Source organism: Parendozoicomonas sp. Alg238-R29, from assembly GCF_947331445.1.
Classification (GTDB): Bacteria; Pseudomonadota; Gammaproteobacteria; order Pseudomonadales; family Endozoicomonadaceae; genus Sansalvadorimonas.
In genome coordinates, this window is record NZ_CAMZOG010000094.1 from 1 (window position 1) to 17,161 (window position 17,161).

19 protein-coding genes and 1 other RNA gene are annotated in these 17,161 nt (G+C 49.9%); 15 read left to right on the top strand and 5 right to left on the bottom strand.

All coding sequences use genetic code 11. The features are described 5' to 3' along the window. The first annotated feature begins 55 nt into the window (after positions 1 to 55). The 7 genes from rplM to QMA35_RS18300 all read left to right on the top strand — a co-directional run bounded on the left by rplM (position 56) and on the right by QMA35_RS18300 (position 5,060). A complete protein-coding gene (gene rplM / locus QMA35_RS18270) occupies positions 56 to 484 on the top strand; it encodes a 50S ribosomal protein L13 (protein ID WP_281648592.1) in 429 nt (142 codons plus the stop codon). Between the two features lie 11 nt (positions 485 to 495). Continuing rightward, positions 496 to 888: a 30S ribosomal protein S9 gene (gene rpsI / locus QMA35_RS18275; protein WP_281648593.1), complete on the top strand. Its 393-nt coding sequence runs from the start codon at positions 496 to 498 to the stop codon at positions 886 to 888. Between the two features lie 293 nt (positions 889 to 1,181). Continuing rightward, positions 1,182 to 1,775, top strand: coding sequence for a ubiquinol-cytochrome c reductase iron-sulfur subunit (gene petA, locus QMA35_RS18280; RefSeq protein ID WP_281648594.1), 594 nt, complete (start codon positions 1,182 to 1,184; stop codon positions 1,773 to 1,775). Further along, entirely contained in the window at positions 1,775 to 3,010 is a 1,236-nt protein-coding gene (locus QMA35_RS18285; protein ID WP_281648595.1) for a cytochrome bc complex cytochrome b subunit, read from the top strand. The genes petA and QMA35_RS18285 overlap by 1 nt, the downstream gene beginning before the upstream one ends. Further along, positions 3,007 to 3,774, top strand: coding sequence for a cytochrome c1 (locus QMA35_RS18290; protein ID WP_348650960.1), 768 nt, complete (start codon positions 3,007 to 3,009; stop codon positions 3,772 to 3,774). Before QMA35_RS18285 ends, QMA35_RS18290 begins: the two co-directional genes overlap by 4 nt. Before the next feature lie 97 nt (positions 3,775 to 3,871). Continuing rightward, positions 3,872 to 4,501 (top strand): glutathione S-transferase N-terminal domain-containing protein, encoded by a 630-nt coding sequence (locus tag QMA35_RS18295; protein WP_281648596.1) that lies wholly within the window; start codon positions 3,872 to 3,874, stop codon positions 4,499 to 4,501. A 73-nt stretch (positions 4,502 to 4,574) separates the two neighbouring features. Next, the gene (locus tag QMA35_RS18300; RefSeq protein ID WP_348650961.1) at positions 4,575 to 5,060 is read left to right on the top strand and encodes a ClpXP protease specificity-enhancing factor; all 486 of its coding nucleotides are present in this window, start codon (positions 4,575 to 4,577) and stop codon (positions 5,058 to 5,060) included. An 82-nt stretch (positions 5,061 to 5,142) separates the two neighbouring features. Here QMA35_RS18300 and QMA35_RS18305 read toward each other — a convergent pair whose 3' ends face one another. The 4 genes from QMA35_RS18305 to QMA35_RS18320 all read right to left on the bottom strand — a co-directional run bounded on the left by QMA35_RS18305 (position 5,143) and on the right by QMA35_RS18320 (position 8,749). Next, positions 5,143 to 5,712 (bottom strand): BON domain-containing protein, encoded by a 570-nt coding sequence (locus tag QMA35_RS18305; RefSeq protein ID WP_281648597.1) that lies wholly within the window; start codon positions 5,710 to 5,712, stop codon positions 5,143 to 5,145. 83 nt (positions 5,713 to 5,795) lie between these two features. Next, complete coding sequence (locus QMA35_RS18310) at positions 5,796 to 6,383, bottom strand: phosphoheptose isomerase (protein WP_281648598.1); 588 nt, start codon at positions 6,381 to 6,383, stop codon at positions 5,796 to 5,798. A gap of 115 nt (positions 6,384 to 6,498) precedes the next feature. Beyond that, entirely contained in the window at positions 6,499 to 6,882 is a 384-nt protein-coding gene (locus QMA35_RS18315) for a YraN family protein (protein WP_281648599.1), read from the bottom strand. Next, positions 6,860 to 8,749, bottom strand: a complete 1,890-nt coding sequence (locus tag QMA35_RS18320) for a penicillin-binding protein activator (protein ID WP_281648600.1) — start codon at positions 8,747 to 8,749, stop codon at positions 6,860 to 6,862. Before QMA35_RS18320 ends, QMA35_RS18315 begins: the two co-directional genes overlap by 23 nt. 127 nt (positions 8,750 to 8,876) lie before the next feature. Here QMA35_RS18320 and rsmI point away from each other — a divergent pair, with 127 nt between their 5' ends. Continuing rightward, complete coding sequence (gene rsmI / locus QMA35_RS18325; protein ID WP_281648601.1) at positions 8,877 to 9,737, top strand: 16S rRNA (cytidine(1402)-2'-O)-methyltransferase; 861 nt, start codon at positions 8,877 to 8,879, stop codon at positions 9,735 to 9,737. A 3-nt stretch (positions 9,738 to 9,740) separates the two neighbouring features. On the opposite strand, the gene QMA35_RS18330 is transcribed toward rsmI, so the two are convergent. After that, positions 9,741 to 10,367 (bottom strand): MarC family protein, encoded by a 627-nt coding sequence (locus QMA35_RS18330; protein WP_281648602.1) that lies wholly within the window; start codon positions 10,365 to 10,367, stop codon positions 9,741 to 9,743. An 89-nt stretch (positions 10,368 to 10,456) separates the two neighbouring features. Here QMA35_RS18330 and rnpB point away from each other — a divergent pair. The 7 genes from rnpB to murF all read left to right on the top strand — a co-directional run. Continuing rightward, positions 10,457 to 10,842: RNase P RNA component class A (gene rnpB, locus QMA35_RS18335), an RNA gene on the top strand. Positions 10,843 to 11,194: 352 nt separating this feature from the next. Beyond that, the gene (mraZ, locus tag QMA35_RS18340; RefSeq protein WP_281648603.1) at positions 11,195 to 11,650 is read left to right on the top strand and encodes a division/cell wall cluster transcriptional repressor MraZ; all 456 of its coding nucleotides are present in this window, start codon (positions 11,195 to 11,197) and stop codon (positions 11,648 to 11,650) included. Between the two features lie 32 nt (positions 11,651 to 11,682). Then, positions 11,683 to 12,606, top strand: coding sequence for a 16S rRNA (cytosine(1402)-N(4))-methyltransferase RsmH (gene rsmH, locus QMA35_RS18345; RefSeq protein ID WP_281648604.1), 924 nt, complete (start codon positions 11,683 to 11,685; stop codon positions 12,604 to 12,606). Continuing rightward, the gene (gene ftsL / locus QMA35_RS18350) at positions 12,603 to 12,917 is read left to right on the top strand and encodes a cell division protein FtsL (RefSeq protein ID WP_281648605.1); all 315 of its coding nucleotides are present in this window, start codon (positions 12,603 to 12,605) and stop codon (positions 12,915 to 12,917) included. The genes rsmH and ftsL overlap by 4 nt, the downstream gene beginning before the upstream one ends. Further along, positions 12,914 to 14,641 (top strand): penicillin-binding protein 2, encoded by a 1,728-nt coding sequence (locus QMA35_RS18355; protein ID WP_281648606.1) that lies wholly within the window; start codon positions 12,914 to 12,916, stop codon positions 14,639 to 14,641. The genes ftsL and QMA35_RS18355 overlap by 4 nt, the downstream gene beginning before the upstream one ends. Further along, positions 14,641 to 16,134, top strand: coding sequence for a UDP-N-acetylmuramoyl-L-alanyl-D-glutamate--2,6-diaminopimelate ligase (locus QMA35_RS18360; protein WP_281648607.1), 1,494 nt, complete (start codon positions 14,641 to 14,643; stop codon positions 16,132 to 16,134). The genes QMA35_RS18355 and QMA35_RS18360 overlap by 1 nt, the downstream gene beginning before the upstream one ends. Continuing rightward, positions 16,131 to 17,161, top strand: a 1,031-nt coding sequence (murF, locus tag QMA35_RS18365; RefSeq protein ID WP_281648608.1) for a UDP-N-acetylmuramoyl-tripeptide--D-alanyl-D-alanine ligase, incomplete at its 3' end; no start/stop codon positions are given. The genes QMA35_RS18360 and murF, both read left to right, overlap by 4 nt.

Here is a 17,161-nt window from a genome sequence, read left to right on the forward strand (position 1 = left end):
TGGTTACGGGTCGACAGGGTAGGCGAATTACGAATCATTGAGGCGATAGGATTAGATGAAAACCTTTAGCGCTAAAGCAGAAACCGCACGGCGTGACTGGTACGTCGTAGATGCGGAAGGTAAAACTCTGGGCCGTTTGGCTACCGAGATTGCTACCCGTCTGCGCGGAAAGCACAAGCCAGAATTTACTCCTCACGTTGATACTGGCGATTACATCGTTGTTGTTAATGCTGAGAAAGTGCGTGTGACTGGTAACAAGTCTTCTGACAAAATGTACTACCGTCACTCTGAGTTCCCTGGTGGCCTGAAGTCCATGAGCTTCGACAAGCTGATTGCCCATAAGCCTGAGCGTGTAATCGAACTGGCTGTTAAAGGCATGATGCCTCGTAATCCTCTGGGTCGCGCGATGCAGCGTAAGCTGAAAGTTTACGCTGGTACTGAACATCCGCACGCTGCACAACAGCCTCAGAAACTGGATATCTAACGGGGGATACTATGTCTGTTACTCAGAACTACGGCACTGGTCGTCGCAAGAACTCTACCGCACGTGTATTCCTGCGCGCCGGTACTGGTAGCATCAGCATCAACGGTCGTTCTCTGAACGAATACTTCGGTCGTGAAACTTCTCGCATGGTTGTTATGCAGCCTCTCGAGCTGGTTGAAATGACTGAAAAGTTTGATCTGAAAATCACTGTAAAAGGCGGTGGTGCTTCTGGACAAGCTGGCGCCATCCGTCACGGTATCACCCGTGCACTGATGGATTACGACGAGACCCTGCGTGGTGCTCTGCGTAAGGCTGGCTACGTGACTCGTGACGCTCGTATGGTTGAACGTAAGAAAGTGGGTCTGCACAAGGCGCGTAAGCGTCCTCAGTACTCCAAACGTTAATACCTGCTTGCACATACCTTCGGGTATGGCGATCGGAAAATGCCTAACTATTGGTTAGGCATTTTTTTTGTGCCTGAAAAAAGAAAAACCATAAAAAATGCACGGTTATGGGAATTTTGATGAAGTTTCTCCATTAACATTTCGGCATAAACCCTATATTATCTCGGTCTGCACGTAGGGTGATGGGGTGAAGCCTGTTACTTGTTTATAAATAAGAAATTAACTGCCATGCCCTTCGTCCAAAATCGGCAGGCATGCCGTACAAGCAATAACCCTGATGGGGAGAAAGCCGAATGAGTCAAGACGGCGTAAATGTGGGTCGGCGCCGCTTCCTTATAGGAGCTACATCGGTTGTCGGCGCGGCGGGAGCCGTGGGGGTCGCGACACCGTTTGTTAAGTCCTGGAATCCCAGTGCTAAAGCGAAAGCTGCCGGTGCACCAGTAGAACTTAACATCGCCAAGTTGGAAGAAGGCCAGCAAATTGTTGCAGAATGGCGGGGTAAGCCCGTTTTCGTTGTGCGGCGAACAAAAGATATGCTGGAAAATATTCGCAAGGATGACAAGAAAGTTGCCGATCCAGCGTCTAATAATTCCGAGCAACCTGAATATGCCAAGAATGAGTACCGTTCCAGAAAGCCAGAAGTTCTGGTTCTGATCGGTATTTGTACGCACCTTGGATGTTCTCCAAAGTACCTCCCGGAAGTTGTTCCAATGGACTTCGATCCTACATGGAAGGGTGGATATCACTGTCCCTGTCATGGTTCCAAGTTCGACCTTGCCGGGCGCGTCTATAAAGGAGTTCCTGCACCAACTAACCTGGTGGTTCCTCCTTACTCCTACAAGAGCGATAACGTGATGGTGATCGGTGTTGATGAGGAGAATGCCTGATGGGACCAAAACTGCTTGCATGGATTGATGAGCGTTTTCCGCTCACATCTACCTGGGAGGCGCATCTCTCAAAGTATTACGCGCCGAAAAACTTTAATTTCTGGTACTTCTTTGGTTCGTTGGCGCTACTGGTTCTCGTTAATCAGATTCTAACCGGTATCTGGCTCACTATGAGCTATGTGCCAAGTGCTGAAGCGGCCTTTGCCTCTGTTGAATACATCATGCGAGATGTGGAATACGGCTGGTTGCTGCGTTATATGCATTCGACCGGTGCTTCGGCATTCTTTGTTGTTGTTTATATGCATATGTTCAGAGCGTTGCTTTACGGTTCTTATCAAAAGCCCCGTGAGCTGATCTGGATCTTTGGCATGGCTATTTATCTGGCGCTGATGGCGGAAGGCTTTATGGGCTACCTGCTGCCTTGGGGGCAAATGTCCTACTGGGGTGCACAGGTAATCATTTCGTTATTTGGTGCTATTCCTGTTATTGGTGCAGACCTGCAGCAGTGGGTGCGTGGTGACTTTCTGATTTCCGGAATTACCCTGAACCGTTTCTTTGCTCTGCATGTTATTGCCTTGCCAATTGTTATTCTTGGCTTGGTGGTGATGCATTTGGTGGCGCTGCACGAGGTTGGTTCCAACAACCCTGACGGTGTTGAGATCAAGAAGCATAAGGACGAAAACGGTAAGCCTCTGGATGGCATCGGTTTCCACCCTTACTACACAGTGAAGGATATTGTTGGCGTTATCGTGTTCCTGTTTGTGTTCTGTGCGGTGATCTTCTTCTTCCCAGAGATGAATGGTTATTTCCTTGAGCACGCAAACTTCGAACCGGCTAACGGGCTTAAGACGCCTGAGCATATTGCGCCTGTATGGTACTTCGGAGCGTTCTACTCCATCCTGCGAGCTATTACCTTCAGTATCGGGCCGATTGATGCCAAGCTGCTGGGTGTCATCTTTATGGGGGCGGCCATTGCCATCCTGTTTGTGCTTCCATGGCTGGACCGCAGTCCTGTGAAATCCTGGAGATATAAGGGGCCAATCTTCCGCACCCTGATTATCTTGTTTGCTATCGACTTTATTCTGTTGATCTGGTTGGGAACCAAGCCTGCTACAGAAACCTATACCCTGATGGCTCAGCTTGGCACGGTGTTCTATTTCGGCTTCTTCCTGTTGATGCCGTTTTACTCTGCCATGGAAAAAACGAAGCCAGTACCTGAGAGGGTGACCGGATGATGAGAAGAATAAATATTTTCAGCAAAGTCATTGCTGCTCTTGTTCTTGTTCTGCCGATGGGGGCGTTTGCTGCAGGCTCTGGTTATCCGTTGGATAAAATGGATGTCAATGTAGCCGACAAGCCGTCTCTCCAGCGTGGTGCCAAGCTGTACATGAATTATTGCTATGGCTGTCATGCGACCAGTTTCCAGCGTTATGAGCGAGTGGCGGATGATCTTGGTATTCCTCATGATCTGATGATGGAAAACCTGATGCCGGCTGGTGGAAAAATTGGCGATCTGATGAAGACCGGAATGGAGCCAAAAGAGTCAAAAGCCTGGTTTGGTGCGACTCCGCCGGATTTGACTCTGGTTGCAAGAGTTCGGGGTACAGACTGGCTATACACTTATCTGCGGACTTTCTACCTTGATCCCAAGCGCCCTTGGGGTGTGAATAACAAGGTCTTCCCGGATGTGGGTATGCCTCACGTATTGCTGGAGCTTCAGGGGGCGCAGGTTGATACCTGTGGTGGTGAGGTTGCACAGCGTGACACTCTAACCGGTGAAAAGCTTTGTGGACTGGAGCCAGATCCTTCAATTAAGGGAGCCATGACCCCGGAAGAGTATGATCAGGCTATGTATGACTTGGTGAATTTTCTGGCATACAGTGCTGAGCCAATGCAGCTGGAACGTCAGCGTATCGGCTGGTATGTACTGCTATTCCTGATAATTTTCCTTATTCCTGCCTATTTGCTGAAGCGGGAATACTGGAAGGACGTTCACTAACTCCTATAATCTGATAGAATTTCAGATTGGCGCGTAATCACAGGTTGATTGCGCGCGTTTTTGTTTCACGATATTACCTTCAGGTGGGGCTAAATAGATGGGCGTAGTCGCCAAGCGATCCTCAATGACTTTCTACTCCGATCCGGCGGACCATTACTGCCATCGGGTTCGTATTGTTCTGGCGGAGAAGGGGGTGGCTGTCGATATTCAGGACGTTGATACCGACGCCCTGCCTCAGGAACTGGCTGATATTAATCCATACAACACTGTTCCAACCCTGGTTGACCGTGATCTGGTTTTGTATGAGTCTGGTGTGATGATGGAGTATCTGGATGAGCGTTTCCCGCACCCGCCTCTGCTGCCTGTGTATCCTGTTACCCGTGCACAAAGCCGTTTGATGATGCACCGTATCCAGAAAGACTGGTGCAATTTGGCAGATGTTATTCTGAATCCTGCCAGCAAAGACGCTGCAGTCACTAAGGCTCGTAAAGAGCTTCGCGAAGGTTTGACTGGCATTTCTCCGATCTTTGCTGAAAAACCTTTCTTCCTGAGTGATGAATTTACTCTGGTTGATTGTTGTGTTGCTCCTGTGCTCTGGCGTCTTCCTGTTCTTGGTGTTGAATTGCCTAAGCAGGCAAAGGACCTTCAGGCTTATGCTGATCGCTTGTTTGAGCGTGAATCCTTCCTTGAAAGCCTCTCTGAGGTAGAAAAGGAAATGCGAGTCTAAGAGGCTTTCTTGTTTTACACTGAAGGGAGTGTGCTAGTGACACTCCCTTTTTTATTGGTTTCGGAGTTGCTCCATGAGTATGACAAGCAGTCGCCCCTACATTATCCGGGCACTGTATGACTGGATTGTTGATAACGAGTGTACGCCCTACCTGCTGGTGGATGCGCTGTGGCCAGGTGTATTTGTTCCGCCGGGTTTTGCTGAGGATGACCAGATTGTTCTGAATGTCTCTCCTGTGGCGGTGCGCGAATTGAGCCTTGAGAATGATGCGGTTTCTTTCTCTGCGCGCTTTAACGGTAAATCTTGTGATGTTTATGTGCCAGTTGCCAGCGTAATGGCAATTTACGCCCGTGAAAATGGCCAGGGTATGGTGTTTGAAATGGAGCCCCGCCCGGAAGAGGAGGCGGCGGAAGAGGTAAAGTCTTCGATATCAGAAGCGCCTTCTCTGGAGTCCCTCAGGCCTGTTGCTTCAGCTCCCAAGAGTGATGGCGAAAGCTCTTCGGATGAAAAAGAGAAAGGCAAAGGGAAGGGTCGCCCATCTCTGAAAATTGTGAAGTAGGCTCATTTTAGTGAGTCTTTTCAAGGCATAAAAAAGTCCGCATCAGCGGACTTTTTTATGCTTGTAAGAAATGGCTTTGTAATCAGCGGATGTATTCAAAAACCTTAACGATCTTTTGTACGCCATAGGATTCACGGGCAAGGTTTACAGCTTGCTGTGCTTCTTCTGGGGTGACCAGTCCCATCAGATAAACAGCGCCATTTTCAGTGATGACTTTTACCCGGGAGGATGGAAACCCGGATGTGCTGATCATGCGCCCCTTGATTTTTGATGTGATCCAGCTGTCACTGGAGCGAGTCAGGCGTGTGGTTGGTCCAGCAATTTCCAATTCGTTATAGACTTTCCGTACTTTCAGGGTCTGTTTGGCAACTCTTTCAGCCTGAGCTTTGAGTTCCGGGGTTGCAGTCTGTCCTGTAAGTAAAACGTAGCCATTGAAGCTGACCACAACCACGTGATTATTTTTGAAATCCGGATTGGACTTTTCGATATTTACCGAGGTTACGGTTTCTATGCTTTGATCATCGATCCAGGCGCCGAAGCTCCGGCTGCCGGGGTTTTCTTGAATTGGACCTTCATTTATGGCGGAAATGGTTGCAGTGCACCCGGTTATCAGGGATAAGCTGATGGCAAGTATGGGAAGTAAAGCTTTCACAGATATGTATTCCTTTCGTCAGTGTGGAAATGCTGTTCTTAGCTCTTATATTAGAGCTGCGTTTCCTGTCTGTGGTGTTCTCTTTACTCGTCGCTACCGAACAGGTAGCCATCAATTAGGTCGCACAGGCAGTGAAGAATGAGCAGTTGAACTTCCTGTGTGCGAGGAACTGAATTGCTTGGGGTGCGAATTTCCACATCTTCTGAATGAAGAAGGCGAGCACAATTGCCGCCATCCATTCCAGTGAGGGCAACTACGGTCATTTCTCTGTCGTGAGCGGCCTGGATGGATTGGACCAGATTTGGTGAGCGACCGCTGGCGGAGATGAGCAAAAGGATATCACCAGGCTGGCCAAGGGCACGTATTTGTTTGGAGAAAATTTCGTTGTAACTGTAGTCACAGGCTATAGATGTAAGTGTTGATGTGTCTGTCGTCAGTGCAATAGCTGGCAGGCTGGGGCGTTCTCGTTCAAACCGGTTTAACAGTTCAGAAGAAAAGTGTTGAGCAACTGCAGCAGAGCCACCATTTCCGCAAATGAGGATTTTACCTTCGTTCACAAGGGAGTGAACCATTAGCTCGGCAGCTTGGGCAATAAAGGGTGGCAGCTCTTCGGCTGCACGTATCTGGGCGTCAATGCTATCGGAGAAGTGGCTGGTTATATGGTCAAGCATGTCACTAGGTCCTGGTGATCCACTTTCGTCCGGGAATGACTCTTCTCTCAGACAGATAAACTTATGTTAATAAAAACCAGGTTAATAAAGGCTGGTTTAGTTGATGTTACAGGAGTCAGGGGCCAAAGGCATTCCTGATCCAGTCCACCTGATGGTTGCGGCCACGATTCGCATCCGGTTGGATCGAGATTATATCAAAGCGGCACGGCTGTTTGTCAGTGAGATTAAAGGTCTGCAAATAGTGCTCGGCAGTGCGGTTTAAGCGCAATTGCTTCCGATAATCCACAGATTCTGCCGCAGAACCGAAGTTCTGTGATTGCCTGAATCTCACTTCCACAAAGACAAGAGTGTCTCCGTCCTTCATGATCAAATCAAGTTCGCCTGTCTTGCAGGCATAATTTCTTTCGCAAAGTTTCAATCCATTACTTTGCAGGTAAGTCAGGGCAAGGTCTTCGGCTGCCTTGCCCGTTTGGTTTTTAACTTTCGTTTTCCAGAACATTTTGGCTGCGCTCTGGGTGTAGGCTCATTTCTCTGCTTAATGGTGCAGGATGACCATTGCGGAAGTATTGCCAGCTAAGCTCGCGTTTAACTTCTTTGCTGGGAGGAATGGTGAGTGTACCTGTCGCGCCAAAGAGTTGAGCGCCTTCTGATTTTGCCATTTGCTCAAGTCGTGGATAAATGCGCCAGGCGTCTGAGCCCAGGGCGTAAAGTGGAGTGAGTGGTCCCTTGCTTTCCTGCCAGGTATTCTGAATTGATTCTTTCAGTGGTGAGCTTTGACCCGCAAGCCAGGGCATGAGTGGGATGCGGACATCGTTAAGGTCACGGTTCTGAACGGGGTCTACCTGCCCGTTATACATGGTTGAAATAGTGTAAACCGGCAGGTTGTAGGCGAAATAGAAATCCAGTGCTGGTTTTAGCTGTCTTCCTTGTGTGGGAGAGCCGGCAATAAAGATCATGTCTACATCTTCTCTGCGGCGAGGGGTGTAATCCAGTCGTTCTCCAAGAAGGCGGGTCAGGCTGTTCGCGCGCTTAAAGCTTTCATTCACCAATAAGGCTTCGCTGGCCGCGGTGTTGTAGTCGCCTTTGTTGTTAAAAGTGTATTGACTGAGAACTTTGCCTCCCAGTTCTTCCCAGATTTGGCTGAAGCTTTCGCTGATTCTGGTTCCCCAGCTGGAATCCGGAGTCATGACGATAGGGTTGCGATAGCCATCTTGCCAGGCGCGTTCGGCAGCTTGAGAGGCTTCCAGTTCTGAGGCTAGGCCAAACTGGTAAACAGAGGGTTGATTCACTGGCTCGGACACCTGGTTCAGGATCAGCCAAGGTATATTGACGTCATGGCTGGTTAGGCTTCGGCTGGCTATGCTTCGGCGCAGTGGGCCAATCAGCATTTCTGCACCTTCGTCCTGAGCTCTGCGGGCCAGTTCGGCAGGGTTCTGAGTGCCTTCTGTGTCATAAAAAACAATCTCTGGCAGTTGACGGCTGCTTTGTGGGTTTTGGCTGGAATTTTTGAGAGCTTGATAGTAGCCGGCCATAAAGCCATCTCGTACAGCCTGGCCTGCGCTGGCTTGAGGGCCGGTTAACGGTAACAGCAGGGCAATGAGTTTTGGCTGGTAAGGTGGTGTTTCCTGCAGGGTGACAATGGCTGCTGGTGTGTTTCTCTGCGCGGCTGTGCCATTCCAGCGCGTTTGCCACCGTTTAAGGTCGGCCAGTTGCAGTGCGAGTTCGTTGGGGCTGCGGTAAATTTGTGCGAGTTCCAGCCAGGGTTGCAGGCTTGTTTCCTGATTTGTTGCAAGAAGAAAGCTGAGTTCTTCGCTGTCTTCCTGCAGAATGCTCGTCCACAGTTGTTGGTAAAGCACAGGAGTGGCCGGAATTGCAGGGTTGTTGGCCGCTAGATTCCAGTTCAGGATAGCGTCGCCATACCGGCCTTCCAGATCTGCCAGGCGAGCGCTCAGGGTATCAAATTCATACTGGTGGGTGGCTAATAGAGTGTTTCTGTTTATTGCGTTTAGCCACTGGTGTGCTGTCTCTGCTGTATTATTCTCCAGCTGTACCCAGACTTGTGTAAGCAGAAATTGATCCTGTTGTTGCCTGTTAAAGCTTGTCTGGTCAATCAGATCAAGCAGGTCGGCAGCCCGGGAGATATTGCTGCTTTTGAAATAATCTGCCGCTTGCAGGTAGAGTCGGCTGCGCTCAGGCTCCCGGGCACGGGTTGCCCTTATCAGAAGTGTATTGATATCTGCAGTCTGCGTGGGCTTTGCTTCAGACTGTTTGAAAGTGCTGTCGACCCTGGGGGTGGATGTGCAAGCTGTCAGAATTGTCAGGGGAAGCGCCAGCAGTAGTATCTTGGCCCAGGAGTGTGGATTCACGATGTTTGGAGCCCTTTCTGGCGAACAAGGTTGAAAAGTTTGGTAGGGATTCTAACTGAGACATGGGTATGGCTCCAGATGCCCGGGTTGAATGTTTTGTATTTTGGTTTTTTATTGAGCGAGTGATATGAGTGAAAATTCAGGTGCTGGCACCCTTTATATAGTGGCCACTCCAATTGGGAACCTTGGTGATCTCTCTCCCAGAGCAAAAGATGTCCTGATGTCCGTGGATGTTATCGCTGCAGAAGATACCCGTCATACCAGTCGTTTGCTGAGTCATTTCGGGATCAAACGCCCGCTTCTGGCTTGTCATGATTACAATGAGCGCGGGAGGAGTGAGCAGATTGTTCGGCGGTTACAGGATGGGGAATCTATAGCTCTGGTGTCTGATGCGGGTACGCCACTGATTTCAGATCCTGGTTACCATCTTGTAAATGCTGTACGTGAAGCTGACCTGAAGGTTGTGCCGATTCCCGGTGCCTGTGCCATGGTGGCAGCTTTGAGTGTTTCAGGTATGCCTTCTGATCGCTTTTTCTTCGAAGGTTTTCTGCCCGCCAAGGGGGCTGGGCGTCGAAAGCGCATGACTGAACTGGCTGATTTTCCTCATACCTGGATTGTATATGAGTCGCCTCATCGTATTGTCGATATGCTTGATGATATGGCTCAGGAGCTGGGGGGAGATCGTCGATTGGTTCTCGCAAGGGAGCTGACGAAAACCTTTGAAACTGTACTTTCAGGAACGGTGTCTGAACTTCAGGATATTCTTGCGGAAGATGAAAATCAGCGTCGTGGTGAATTTGTTGTTCTGGTTCATGGAGCCGAAAAACCCGAAATTCTGGATGATGGTCTTTCAGAGGAGGCACGGCGCACTCTGGGGGTGCTTGTTAGGGAGCTTCCTATGAAGCAAGCCAGCCAGATTGCTTCTAAGTTAACTGGCGTAAAATCCAAATTGCTTTATAAGGCAGGCTTGGCAATGAAGGGTGATTGACGCTTATTCGGGAGGCAGGGGGAGCCATTGCAGGCTTGCCAGGCCTTCGATGCAGATTTCAACGGCCAGCGCTGTCACGATCAGCCCCATTATTCTGACAAGCACTGCGGTGCCGTTTTCTCCAAGCAGCTTATATATGTGTGGTGCGAGCCGGAAAATCATATAAGTCAGAATCAGTACTGTGCACATGAGTAGTGCGGTTATAGCCTGTTCTTGAAAGGTGTGGGTACGGTTGTCTGTCAGAATGATGATTGCGGTCAGTGCGCCGGGGCTCGCCAATGAAGGAACGGCTAGCGGAAATACTGCAACGTCGTGTCCGGGTTCCTGATAGCCAGAATCCTGCTCTTCCAGTTCGGGGTGAAAGATCATTTTCAGCCCGTATAAAAACAGAACGAGTCCTCCTGCAATCTGAAAGGCTCCCAGCCGAATGCCGATGGTGTGCAGAAGTGCCTGCCCAGTCAGAAGAAAGGCAAAGATAATGAGCGCGCTGTAAGTGACGGCTTTCAGCGCTGTTGATGTCTTCTTCGCATTGGTGAATTTGCGAGTAACTGTCAAAAATATAGGCAGGCTGCCAATAGGGTCAATCACTGCAAATAGAAGAACAAAGTCGTGTAGTAACTCTGAAGGCATTCCGGGCGCTTGTTGTTTGGGGGAGAAACGAGATTAGTCGAAATACGGGCTTGAGGTGAGGTAAGCCTTCCGGTATTGTTCGCCATCCGCAAGATGGCCGGGCAGTCGCTGGTCGTTTGTTATCTTTGATAATAAGCAGCTGGAGGAAAGTCCGGGCTCCACAGGGCAGGGTGCCAGGTAACGCCTGGGAGGCGAAAGCCTACGGAAAGTGCCGCAGAGAGTAGACCGCCTAAGTCAGTCGTAAGATTGGCCGGTAAGGGTGAAAGGGTGCGGTAAGAGCGCACCGCGTGACTGGCAACAGTTCATGGCAGGGTAAACCCCACTCGGAGCAAGACCAAATAGGAATTCATTGGCGTGGTCCGCGCTGAATTCGGGTAGGTCGCTTGAGGTGTGTGGCGACATGCATCCCAGATGAATGGCTGTCAGGGCTTCTTTTGAAGCTTTACAGAACCCGGCTTATAGGCCATCTTGCGGACACTTCTTCTTTTGTGTGATAGCAGTTTTCAACATGTTATCGCCATTTGGATGGCTTATTTCCCAATTCTTTTCGAGTATTCTCCCTCGGCTGACGGTGTTCGGTGCTGATGAGATGGTTATTTGTTGATTAACCAAAATCTCACTATGTTCTGGCAGGCTTTTCTTTTTGTTAGCTTTTCCATTTTTAGCCACTTCTAATGCCAATTTTTAATTCCTTGATTTTACAGGTTTTTATTCGAAATCGATGATTTTGGTCAGGGTTTTGCGTATTTCTATAGTGTGATACAGTGGGTGAAAGTGGATAAATGTGGAACAATCTGGGGTGGTAGTTCCAAAAGGTGGAGGTTTTTGTGTTTCGCGGCGTAAATGCTCTTAACATGGATGCGAAAGGACGGTTGGCTGTGCCGACACGTTATCGCTCTGTGTTGTCTGAGTGTTGCAGCGGACACTTGGTCGCCACTATTGATACGGAAGAGAAATGTCTTCTGATTTACCCGGTTGATGAATGGGATGCCATTCAGGCCAAGATAGAAGCCCTCCCTAGTTTTCACCCCGCGACCCGCAGAATTCAACGTTTGCTGATTGGCCATGCTACGGATCTTGAAATGGATGGCAATGGCCGTGTACTGATTCCGCCCCTGTTGAGAGAGTATGCCGGTTTGCAGAAGAAGACTGTGCTGCTTGGGCAAGGGAAGAAGTTCGAGCTTTGGGATGAAGAGTGTTGGAATGAGAGGCGTGATGCTTATCTTCGGGAATCCGGAGAAGATGATGCCACACCTGATGAATTACAGACGCTTTCGTTGTAAATGCGCCGTTACAGAACGACGTTGAAGAGTTTATGAGCAAGAAATTTCAGCACAAAACTGTCCTCCTTGATGAGGCGGTTGATTGTTTGGTGGCGGATAGCAACGGTCACTACATAGACGGAACATTTGGTCGAGGTGGGCACAGCCGTTTAATTCTGTCCCAACTTGATAACGAAGGGCAGTTGACAGGGATTGATAAAGACCCAGTGGCTGTAAGTGTGGCGCAGGAGCTTGAACAGGAGGATGGCCGTTTTCGTATCTGCCATGGCTCCTTTGCCCAGATAAAAGAATTTGCTGGTGGCGAAAAAGTTGATGGTATTCTGCTGGATTTAGGGGTTTCTTCCCCACAGTTGGATGATGCCGGACGCGGGTTCAGCTTCCAGAATGATGGCCCTCTGGATATGCGCATGGATACCAGTCGGGGCATGAGTGCCGCAGATTGGCTGGCGGTTGCCAGTGAAGATGAAATCACCGATGTCATTAAACGGTTTGGTGAAGAGAAATTTGGCCGGCGTATGGCGAAGGGGATTCTGGAAGCCCGCGAGCAGGCGCCAATAACAAGAACGGCGCAGCTGGCAAAAATTATTGCTGATGCGAACCCGGTCTGGCCTAAAAAGATTCATCCGGCCACTAAGGCGTTTCAGGGTATCCGGATTTTTATCAACAGTGAGCTTGATGATCTGGAGCGGTTAATGGAAGACAGTCTTGAGCTGCTCAAGCCAGGAGGGCGACTGGTGATCATCAGTTTCCACTCTCTGGAAGATCGGATGGTGAAGCGTTTTATCCGGCGCCACGAAAAAGGAGACGACGTCCCCAGTTGGGTTCCGTTAACAGAAGAGCAGTTGAATCGACGTCTCAAAAGTGTGGGTAAGGCGAGAAAGGCTGGCCCAGAAGAAGTTGACGGTAACCCTCGTGCACGCAGTGCTGTGATGCGAGTGGCGGAACGTCTGGCGTGACAGGCAGTCAGTGGCTGGACTTCAGTCCTCTGCTGATTGTGTGGAGGCGGATAGCCTGGCTGCCAGCCGTTTTGTCTGTAGTGGTAGTTGTTTCGGCATTTGGGGTTACATATGTATCCCATTTGAACCGGCAGGCTTTTAACCAGTTACAGACAGAGCTGATGAGAAAGAATGCTTTGCAGGAACGGTGGGGGCAGTTGCTCCTGCAGCATAGTACTGAGACTGCTCACAGCCGTGTAGAAGAGCGGGCGAGAAGGGAACTCAACATGGTGATGCCCGACAAAAAGCGGGTCATCCTGGTGAAACCGTGAACAAAAGCAAAACAGCGGTACCTTATATGGGGCGCTACCGCAGTGTTCAGGTTCTGATGCTTCTGGCGGTGATCGCTATAACTGGCCGCGTTGCTTTTTTGCATATATGGAATGGGCCATTCTTGCAGAGTGAGGGGGATAAGCGAACTTTGCGGGAAGACAGAATACCTGCCCACCGTGGCATTATTCTTGATCGGAATGGCAGTCCGTTGGCGGTCAGTACGGCTGTTGTTTCTATTGTGGGAAACCCTCGGGTGCTGATGGGAGAAAAGTCCAGACCTCGGTGGCAAGAGTTAAGCGTTGTGCTGGATATGCCGTTTTCAGAACTAAAAAAACGGATTCTGCGTGACAGAAACAAAGGTTTTATCTATCTGAAGCGGCAGATGGAGCCCGATGAAGCACAGAAGGTGCTTGATCTGAAAATTTCCGGTGTTGATGATCAGCCGGAGTATCAACGCTTCTACCCGGCAGGCGAGGTGACAGCTCAGCTGGTGGGTTTGACGGATATAGATGATAAAGGTCAGGAAGGTGTTGAGCTGGCCTTGGATGACTGGCTGGCCGGCATGCCTGGATTGATGCAGGTGACCAAAGACCTTAAAGGGCATGCTATCCGTGAATCGGATGTATTGAAGAGTGCTGAACCTGGCAAAGAGGTCAAGCTAAGTATCGATCTGCGGCTGCAGTATGTGGCTTACCGTGAACTGTTGAAAACAGTCCAGGAGAACAAAGCTGCTGGCGGGTCTTTGGTCATGTTGGACGTAAAAACCGGGGAGGTGCTGGCAATGGTCAACCAGCCAGCGTTTAACCCGAACAAGCGTGATGAGATGAATATCTCTGGTGTACGTAATCGAGCCATCACCGACCAGTTTGAACCCGGTTCGGTGATTAAGCCATTTGCGGTGGCAGCGGCACTGGAGTCCGGGCGCTATACCAGTGATAGCCGGGTGAGAGTGGCCCCTGGGCGGCTGCGGGTTGGCAAAGATATTGTGAAAGATGCCCGTGATTATGGGACTTTGGATTTGGCGGGAATATTGGCTAAATCCAGTAATGTAGGTATGACCAAAATGGCTCTGGATATTGGGCCAAATGCGGTTATTTCCTTGTTTCAGAGAGTTGGTTTCGGGCAGTCAACCGGGGTTGTGTTCCCAGGTGAGAGAACAGGTTTGTTGCCGGTAAGAAACAAGTGGCGACCTATTGAAACGGCAACTCTCTCCTATGGCTACGGGATAACGGTAACCGCATTGCAGCTGGCACAAGCCTATATGGTGTTGGCCAATGATGGCAAGGCTATACCGGTTAGTATTTTGAAGCGGGATATCCCAGCAGAGAGTCAACAGGTGATATCACCTGATGTGGCCAGAGATGTGATGGGCATGATGGAGACCGTTGCCAGTAAGAAGGGAACGGCTCGTAGAGCCCGGATTGATGGTTATGAAGTGGCGGGTAAAACCGGCACTGTGAAAAAGCTGGAAGCGGGTGAGTATTCCAGTGACAGCTATATTTCTCTGTTTGCCGGTATCGCGCCGGCGGACGACCCTCGCATAGTTATGGTCATCATGGTTGATGGGGCCCGTGCGGGGAAATATTACGGTGGTGTGGTAGCGGCTCCCGTTTTTTCCCGGGTAGCAAGCGAAACAATGCGGGTTCTGGGGGTTCCTCCAGAAACCGCGGATGAGCGTCAAACGGTTGCAGATGCCACCAGAAAAATCAGGAACGAAGGTTGATGACAGACACTATAAAGGAAGATTGTCTGACCCTGAATCGTTTGCTGGCATGGCTCGGTGTTGAGCTGTATCCAAGCGATATTGCACTGTCGGCCATTGTGACCGACAGCCGCAGGGTTAGTCGTGGTGATCTTTTTCTTGCACTGCCCGGATATGCTGTTGATGGGCGGGACTATATCCAAACCGCTGTGGACTCAGGTGCCGCAGCCGTGCTTATGGAAGAGGGTAAAAACGCTCCGGACGTAAACGTACCGGTTATTGTTATTGCGGAGCTGAAGAAAAAGGCGGGTGAACTGGTGGACTTTAGCCTTGGGTGTCCGTCCGAGCTGGTGAAAGTCATCGGTGTAACCGGAACTAATGGCAAATCATCAACAGTTCATTTTCTCGGTTCACTGCTAGATCGTTTGAGCAATGGCTGTGGAATTATGGGAACCTTGGGTAAAGGCCGTGTTGGTAAGCTCATTGAGACAGGCAATACCACCGCTGATATGTTGAGCAGCCATTGTTTTGCCGCAGCTATGCGGGATGAAAATGTTGGCTGGATGGCTATGGAAGTTTCTTCACACGGTCTTGATCAGGGGCGTGTAAGCGGCCTGCATATTGACACCGCGATTTTTACCAATCTGACTCGTGAGCATCTTGATTACCATGGTTCGATGGAATCTTACGCAGATGCCAAAGGACGATTGTTTACTCACCCTGGACTTAAGCATGCCATCTGCAATGCTGATGACCCTTGGGCTGACTATCTATTAAAGAAAATTCCGGATTCTGTTGAAAGCCTTACGTTTTCTCTGTCAGATGATTCGGCGGATGTGTATCTGGGCAACATCCAGCTTTTGCCAAATGGAATGAGTGCGCAGGTCTTTTCTCCCTGGGGTGAAGGTGAACTGCAAACACCTCTGCTGGGTCGTTTCAATCTCAGTAACCTTCTTGGCGTTATCTGTGTATTGGGTTGCCATGGATTTGCATTGAAAGATGTTCTTACAGCTATTCCTTCCATTGAAAGTGTACCTGGGCGTTTAGAGCGCTACGGCGATGAGCAGCAGCCAAGTGTGATTATCGATTATGCCCATACCTCGGATGCCTTGAGCAGTGTTCTGGGTGCTCTGCGAGAGCACGGTAATGGCAATGTTACCTGTGTATTCGGTTGTGGTGGTGATCGAGACCGTGGCAAGCGTGCGCTTATGGCCCAGGCAGCCTGTGCTGGTGCAGATCGAGTTTTCCTTACCAGTGACAACCCACGCTCTGAAGACCCTGTCAGCATTATTGATGACGCCCTTGCAGGTTTGGATAGCGAGCAGAAAAAATGTGTGACAGTTGTCGTTGAGCGAAGAGACGCTATTGCTCAGGCCATTCACTCTTCAGGCCCTGGTGATGTTGTGCTCGTTGCCGGTAAAGGGCATGAGTGTTATCAGGAAATCAAAGGGGTTCGTTATCCGTTCAGTGACCTTGAGCAGGTGACCTTGGCTCTGTCCGGGAGGGTGGCATGATTGCAGCACAATACCTCAGTGATTTGGCTGTCGGCCTTTCGGGAAAACTGGTTGGTGATGATGCACCTGTTAGTTCCATCAGTATTGATACCCGAACGCTTCAACCTGGCCAGTTATTTGTTGCCATCAAGGGACCAAACTTTGATGGCCATAACTACGTGCAAGCTGCTTTAGAAAAAGGCGCTGCTGGAGTCTTGGTCAGTCAGCCAGCTGAAGAGCTACCTTATATCTTGGTAGATGATACAGAAAAAGCCCTGGCTCACATCGGTCACCTCAATCGTGATGCTTTTAAAGGCCCAGTGCTGGGAATTACCGGAAGTAGCGGCAAGACTTCTGTAAAAGAGATGTTAGCTGCAATTTTCGGGCAGGTGGCTCCCACTTTATCAACAATCGGTAATCTGAATAACGCTTACGGGGTTCCTGTGACTCTCGGGCATTTAACCGAAGAATACAAGTATGCCGTCGTTGAAATGGGCACTAACAGCCCTGGCGAAATTGCTTATCTGACTCATATTGTTCGCCCTCATGTTGCTTTGGTGAATAACGCCAGCTCTTCCCATGTTGCTGGCCTTGGCAGTGTTTTGGGGGTTGTTGAAGAGAAGGGGGCAATTTTTGACCTCCTGCCTGAAGACGGCTGTGCAGTTATCAATCTGGATGATGAGCACCATCAGGTCTGGATGGATCGGGTGGCTCGTACATCAGGTTGTCGGATCTCGACTTTCAGCCTGTATCGCCAGAATGCAGACAGCTGGCCAAGTGATGTGGTGACTGAAGAGAATGGAATGCATTTCATTCTCCATCTTGATGGCAAGGAGACTCCTGTACATCTTCAGTTCTGGGGGCGTCACCAGGTTGCTAACGCCTGTGCTGCAGCGGCAATAGCAAAAGCTGCAGGGCTTGATATTGAGACAATAGCCGCAGGTCTGGGGCTTGCGCGTCCTTATGCTCGTCGTGGCCAGCGCTTTCGCACCGACAACGGTGCCATGATTATTGATCAAAGCTACAACGCCAATCCTGCTTCAACCCG

Coding starts and splice junctions, on each gene's coding strand:
- petA (WP_281648594.1), top strand. CDS start 1,182: ATGAGTCAAGACGGCGTAAATGTGGGTCGGCGCCGCTTCCTTATAGGA.
- rsmI (WP_281648601.1), top strand. CDS start 8,877: ATGAGTGAAAATTCAGGTGCTGGCACCCTTTATATAGTGGCCACTCCA.
- QMA35_RS18300 (WP_348650961.1), top strand. CDS start 4,575: ATGAGTATGACAAGCAGTCGCCCCTACATTATCCGGGCACTGTATGAC.
- QMA35_RS18295 (WP_281648596.1), top strand. CDS start 3,872: ATGGGCGTAGTCGCCAAGCGATCCTCAATGACTTTCTACTCCGATCCG.
- rsmH (WP_281648604.1), top strand. CDS start 11,683: ATGAGCAAGAAATTTCAGCACAAAACTGTCCTCCTTGATGAGGCGGTT.
- rplM (WP_281648592.1), top strand. CDS start 56: ATGAAAACCTTTAGCGCTAAAGCAGAAACCGCACGGCGTGACTGGTAC.
- QMA35_RS18315 (WP_281648599.1), bottom strand. CDS start 6,882: ATGTTCTGGAAAACGAAAGTTAAAAACCAAACGGGCAAGGCAGCCGAA.
- QMA35_RS18330 (WP_281648602.1), bottom strand. CDS start 10,367: ATGCCTTCAGAGTTACTACACGACTTTGTTCTTCTATTTGCAGTGATT.
- QMA35_RS18360 (WP_281648607.1), top strand. CDS start 14,641: ATGACAGACACTATAAAGGAAGATTGTCTGACCCTGAATCGTTTGCTG.
- QMA35_RS18310 (WP_281648598.1), bottom strand. CDS start 6,383: ATGCTTGACCATATAACCAGCCACTTCTCCGATAGCATTGACGCCCAG.
- QMA35_RS18290 (WP_348650960.1), top strand. CDS start 3,007: ATGATGAGAAGAATAAATATTTTCAGCAAAGTCATTGCTGCTCTTGTT.
- rpsI (WP_281648593.1), top strand. CDS start 496: ATGTCTGTTACTCAGAACTACGGCACTGGTCGTCGCAAGAACTCTACC.
- QMA35_RS18285 (WP_281648595.1), top strand. CDS start 1,775: ATGGGACCAAAACTGCTTGCATGGATTGATGAGCGTTTTCCGCTCACA.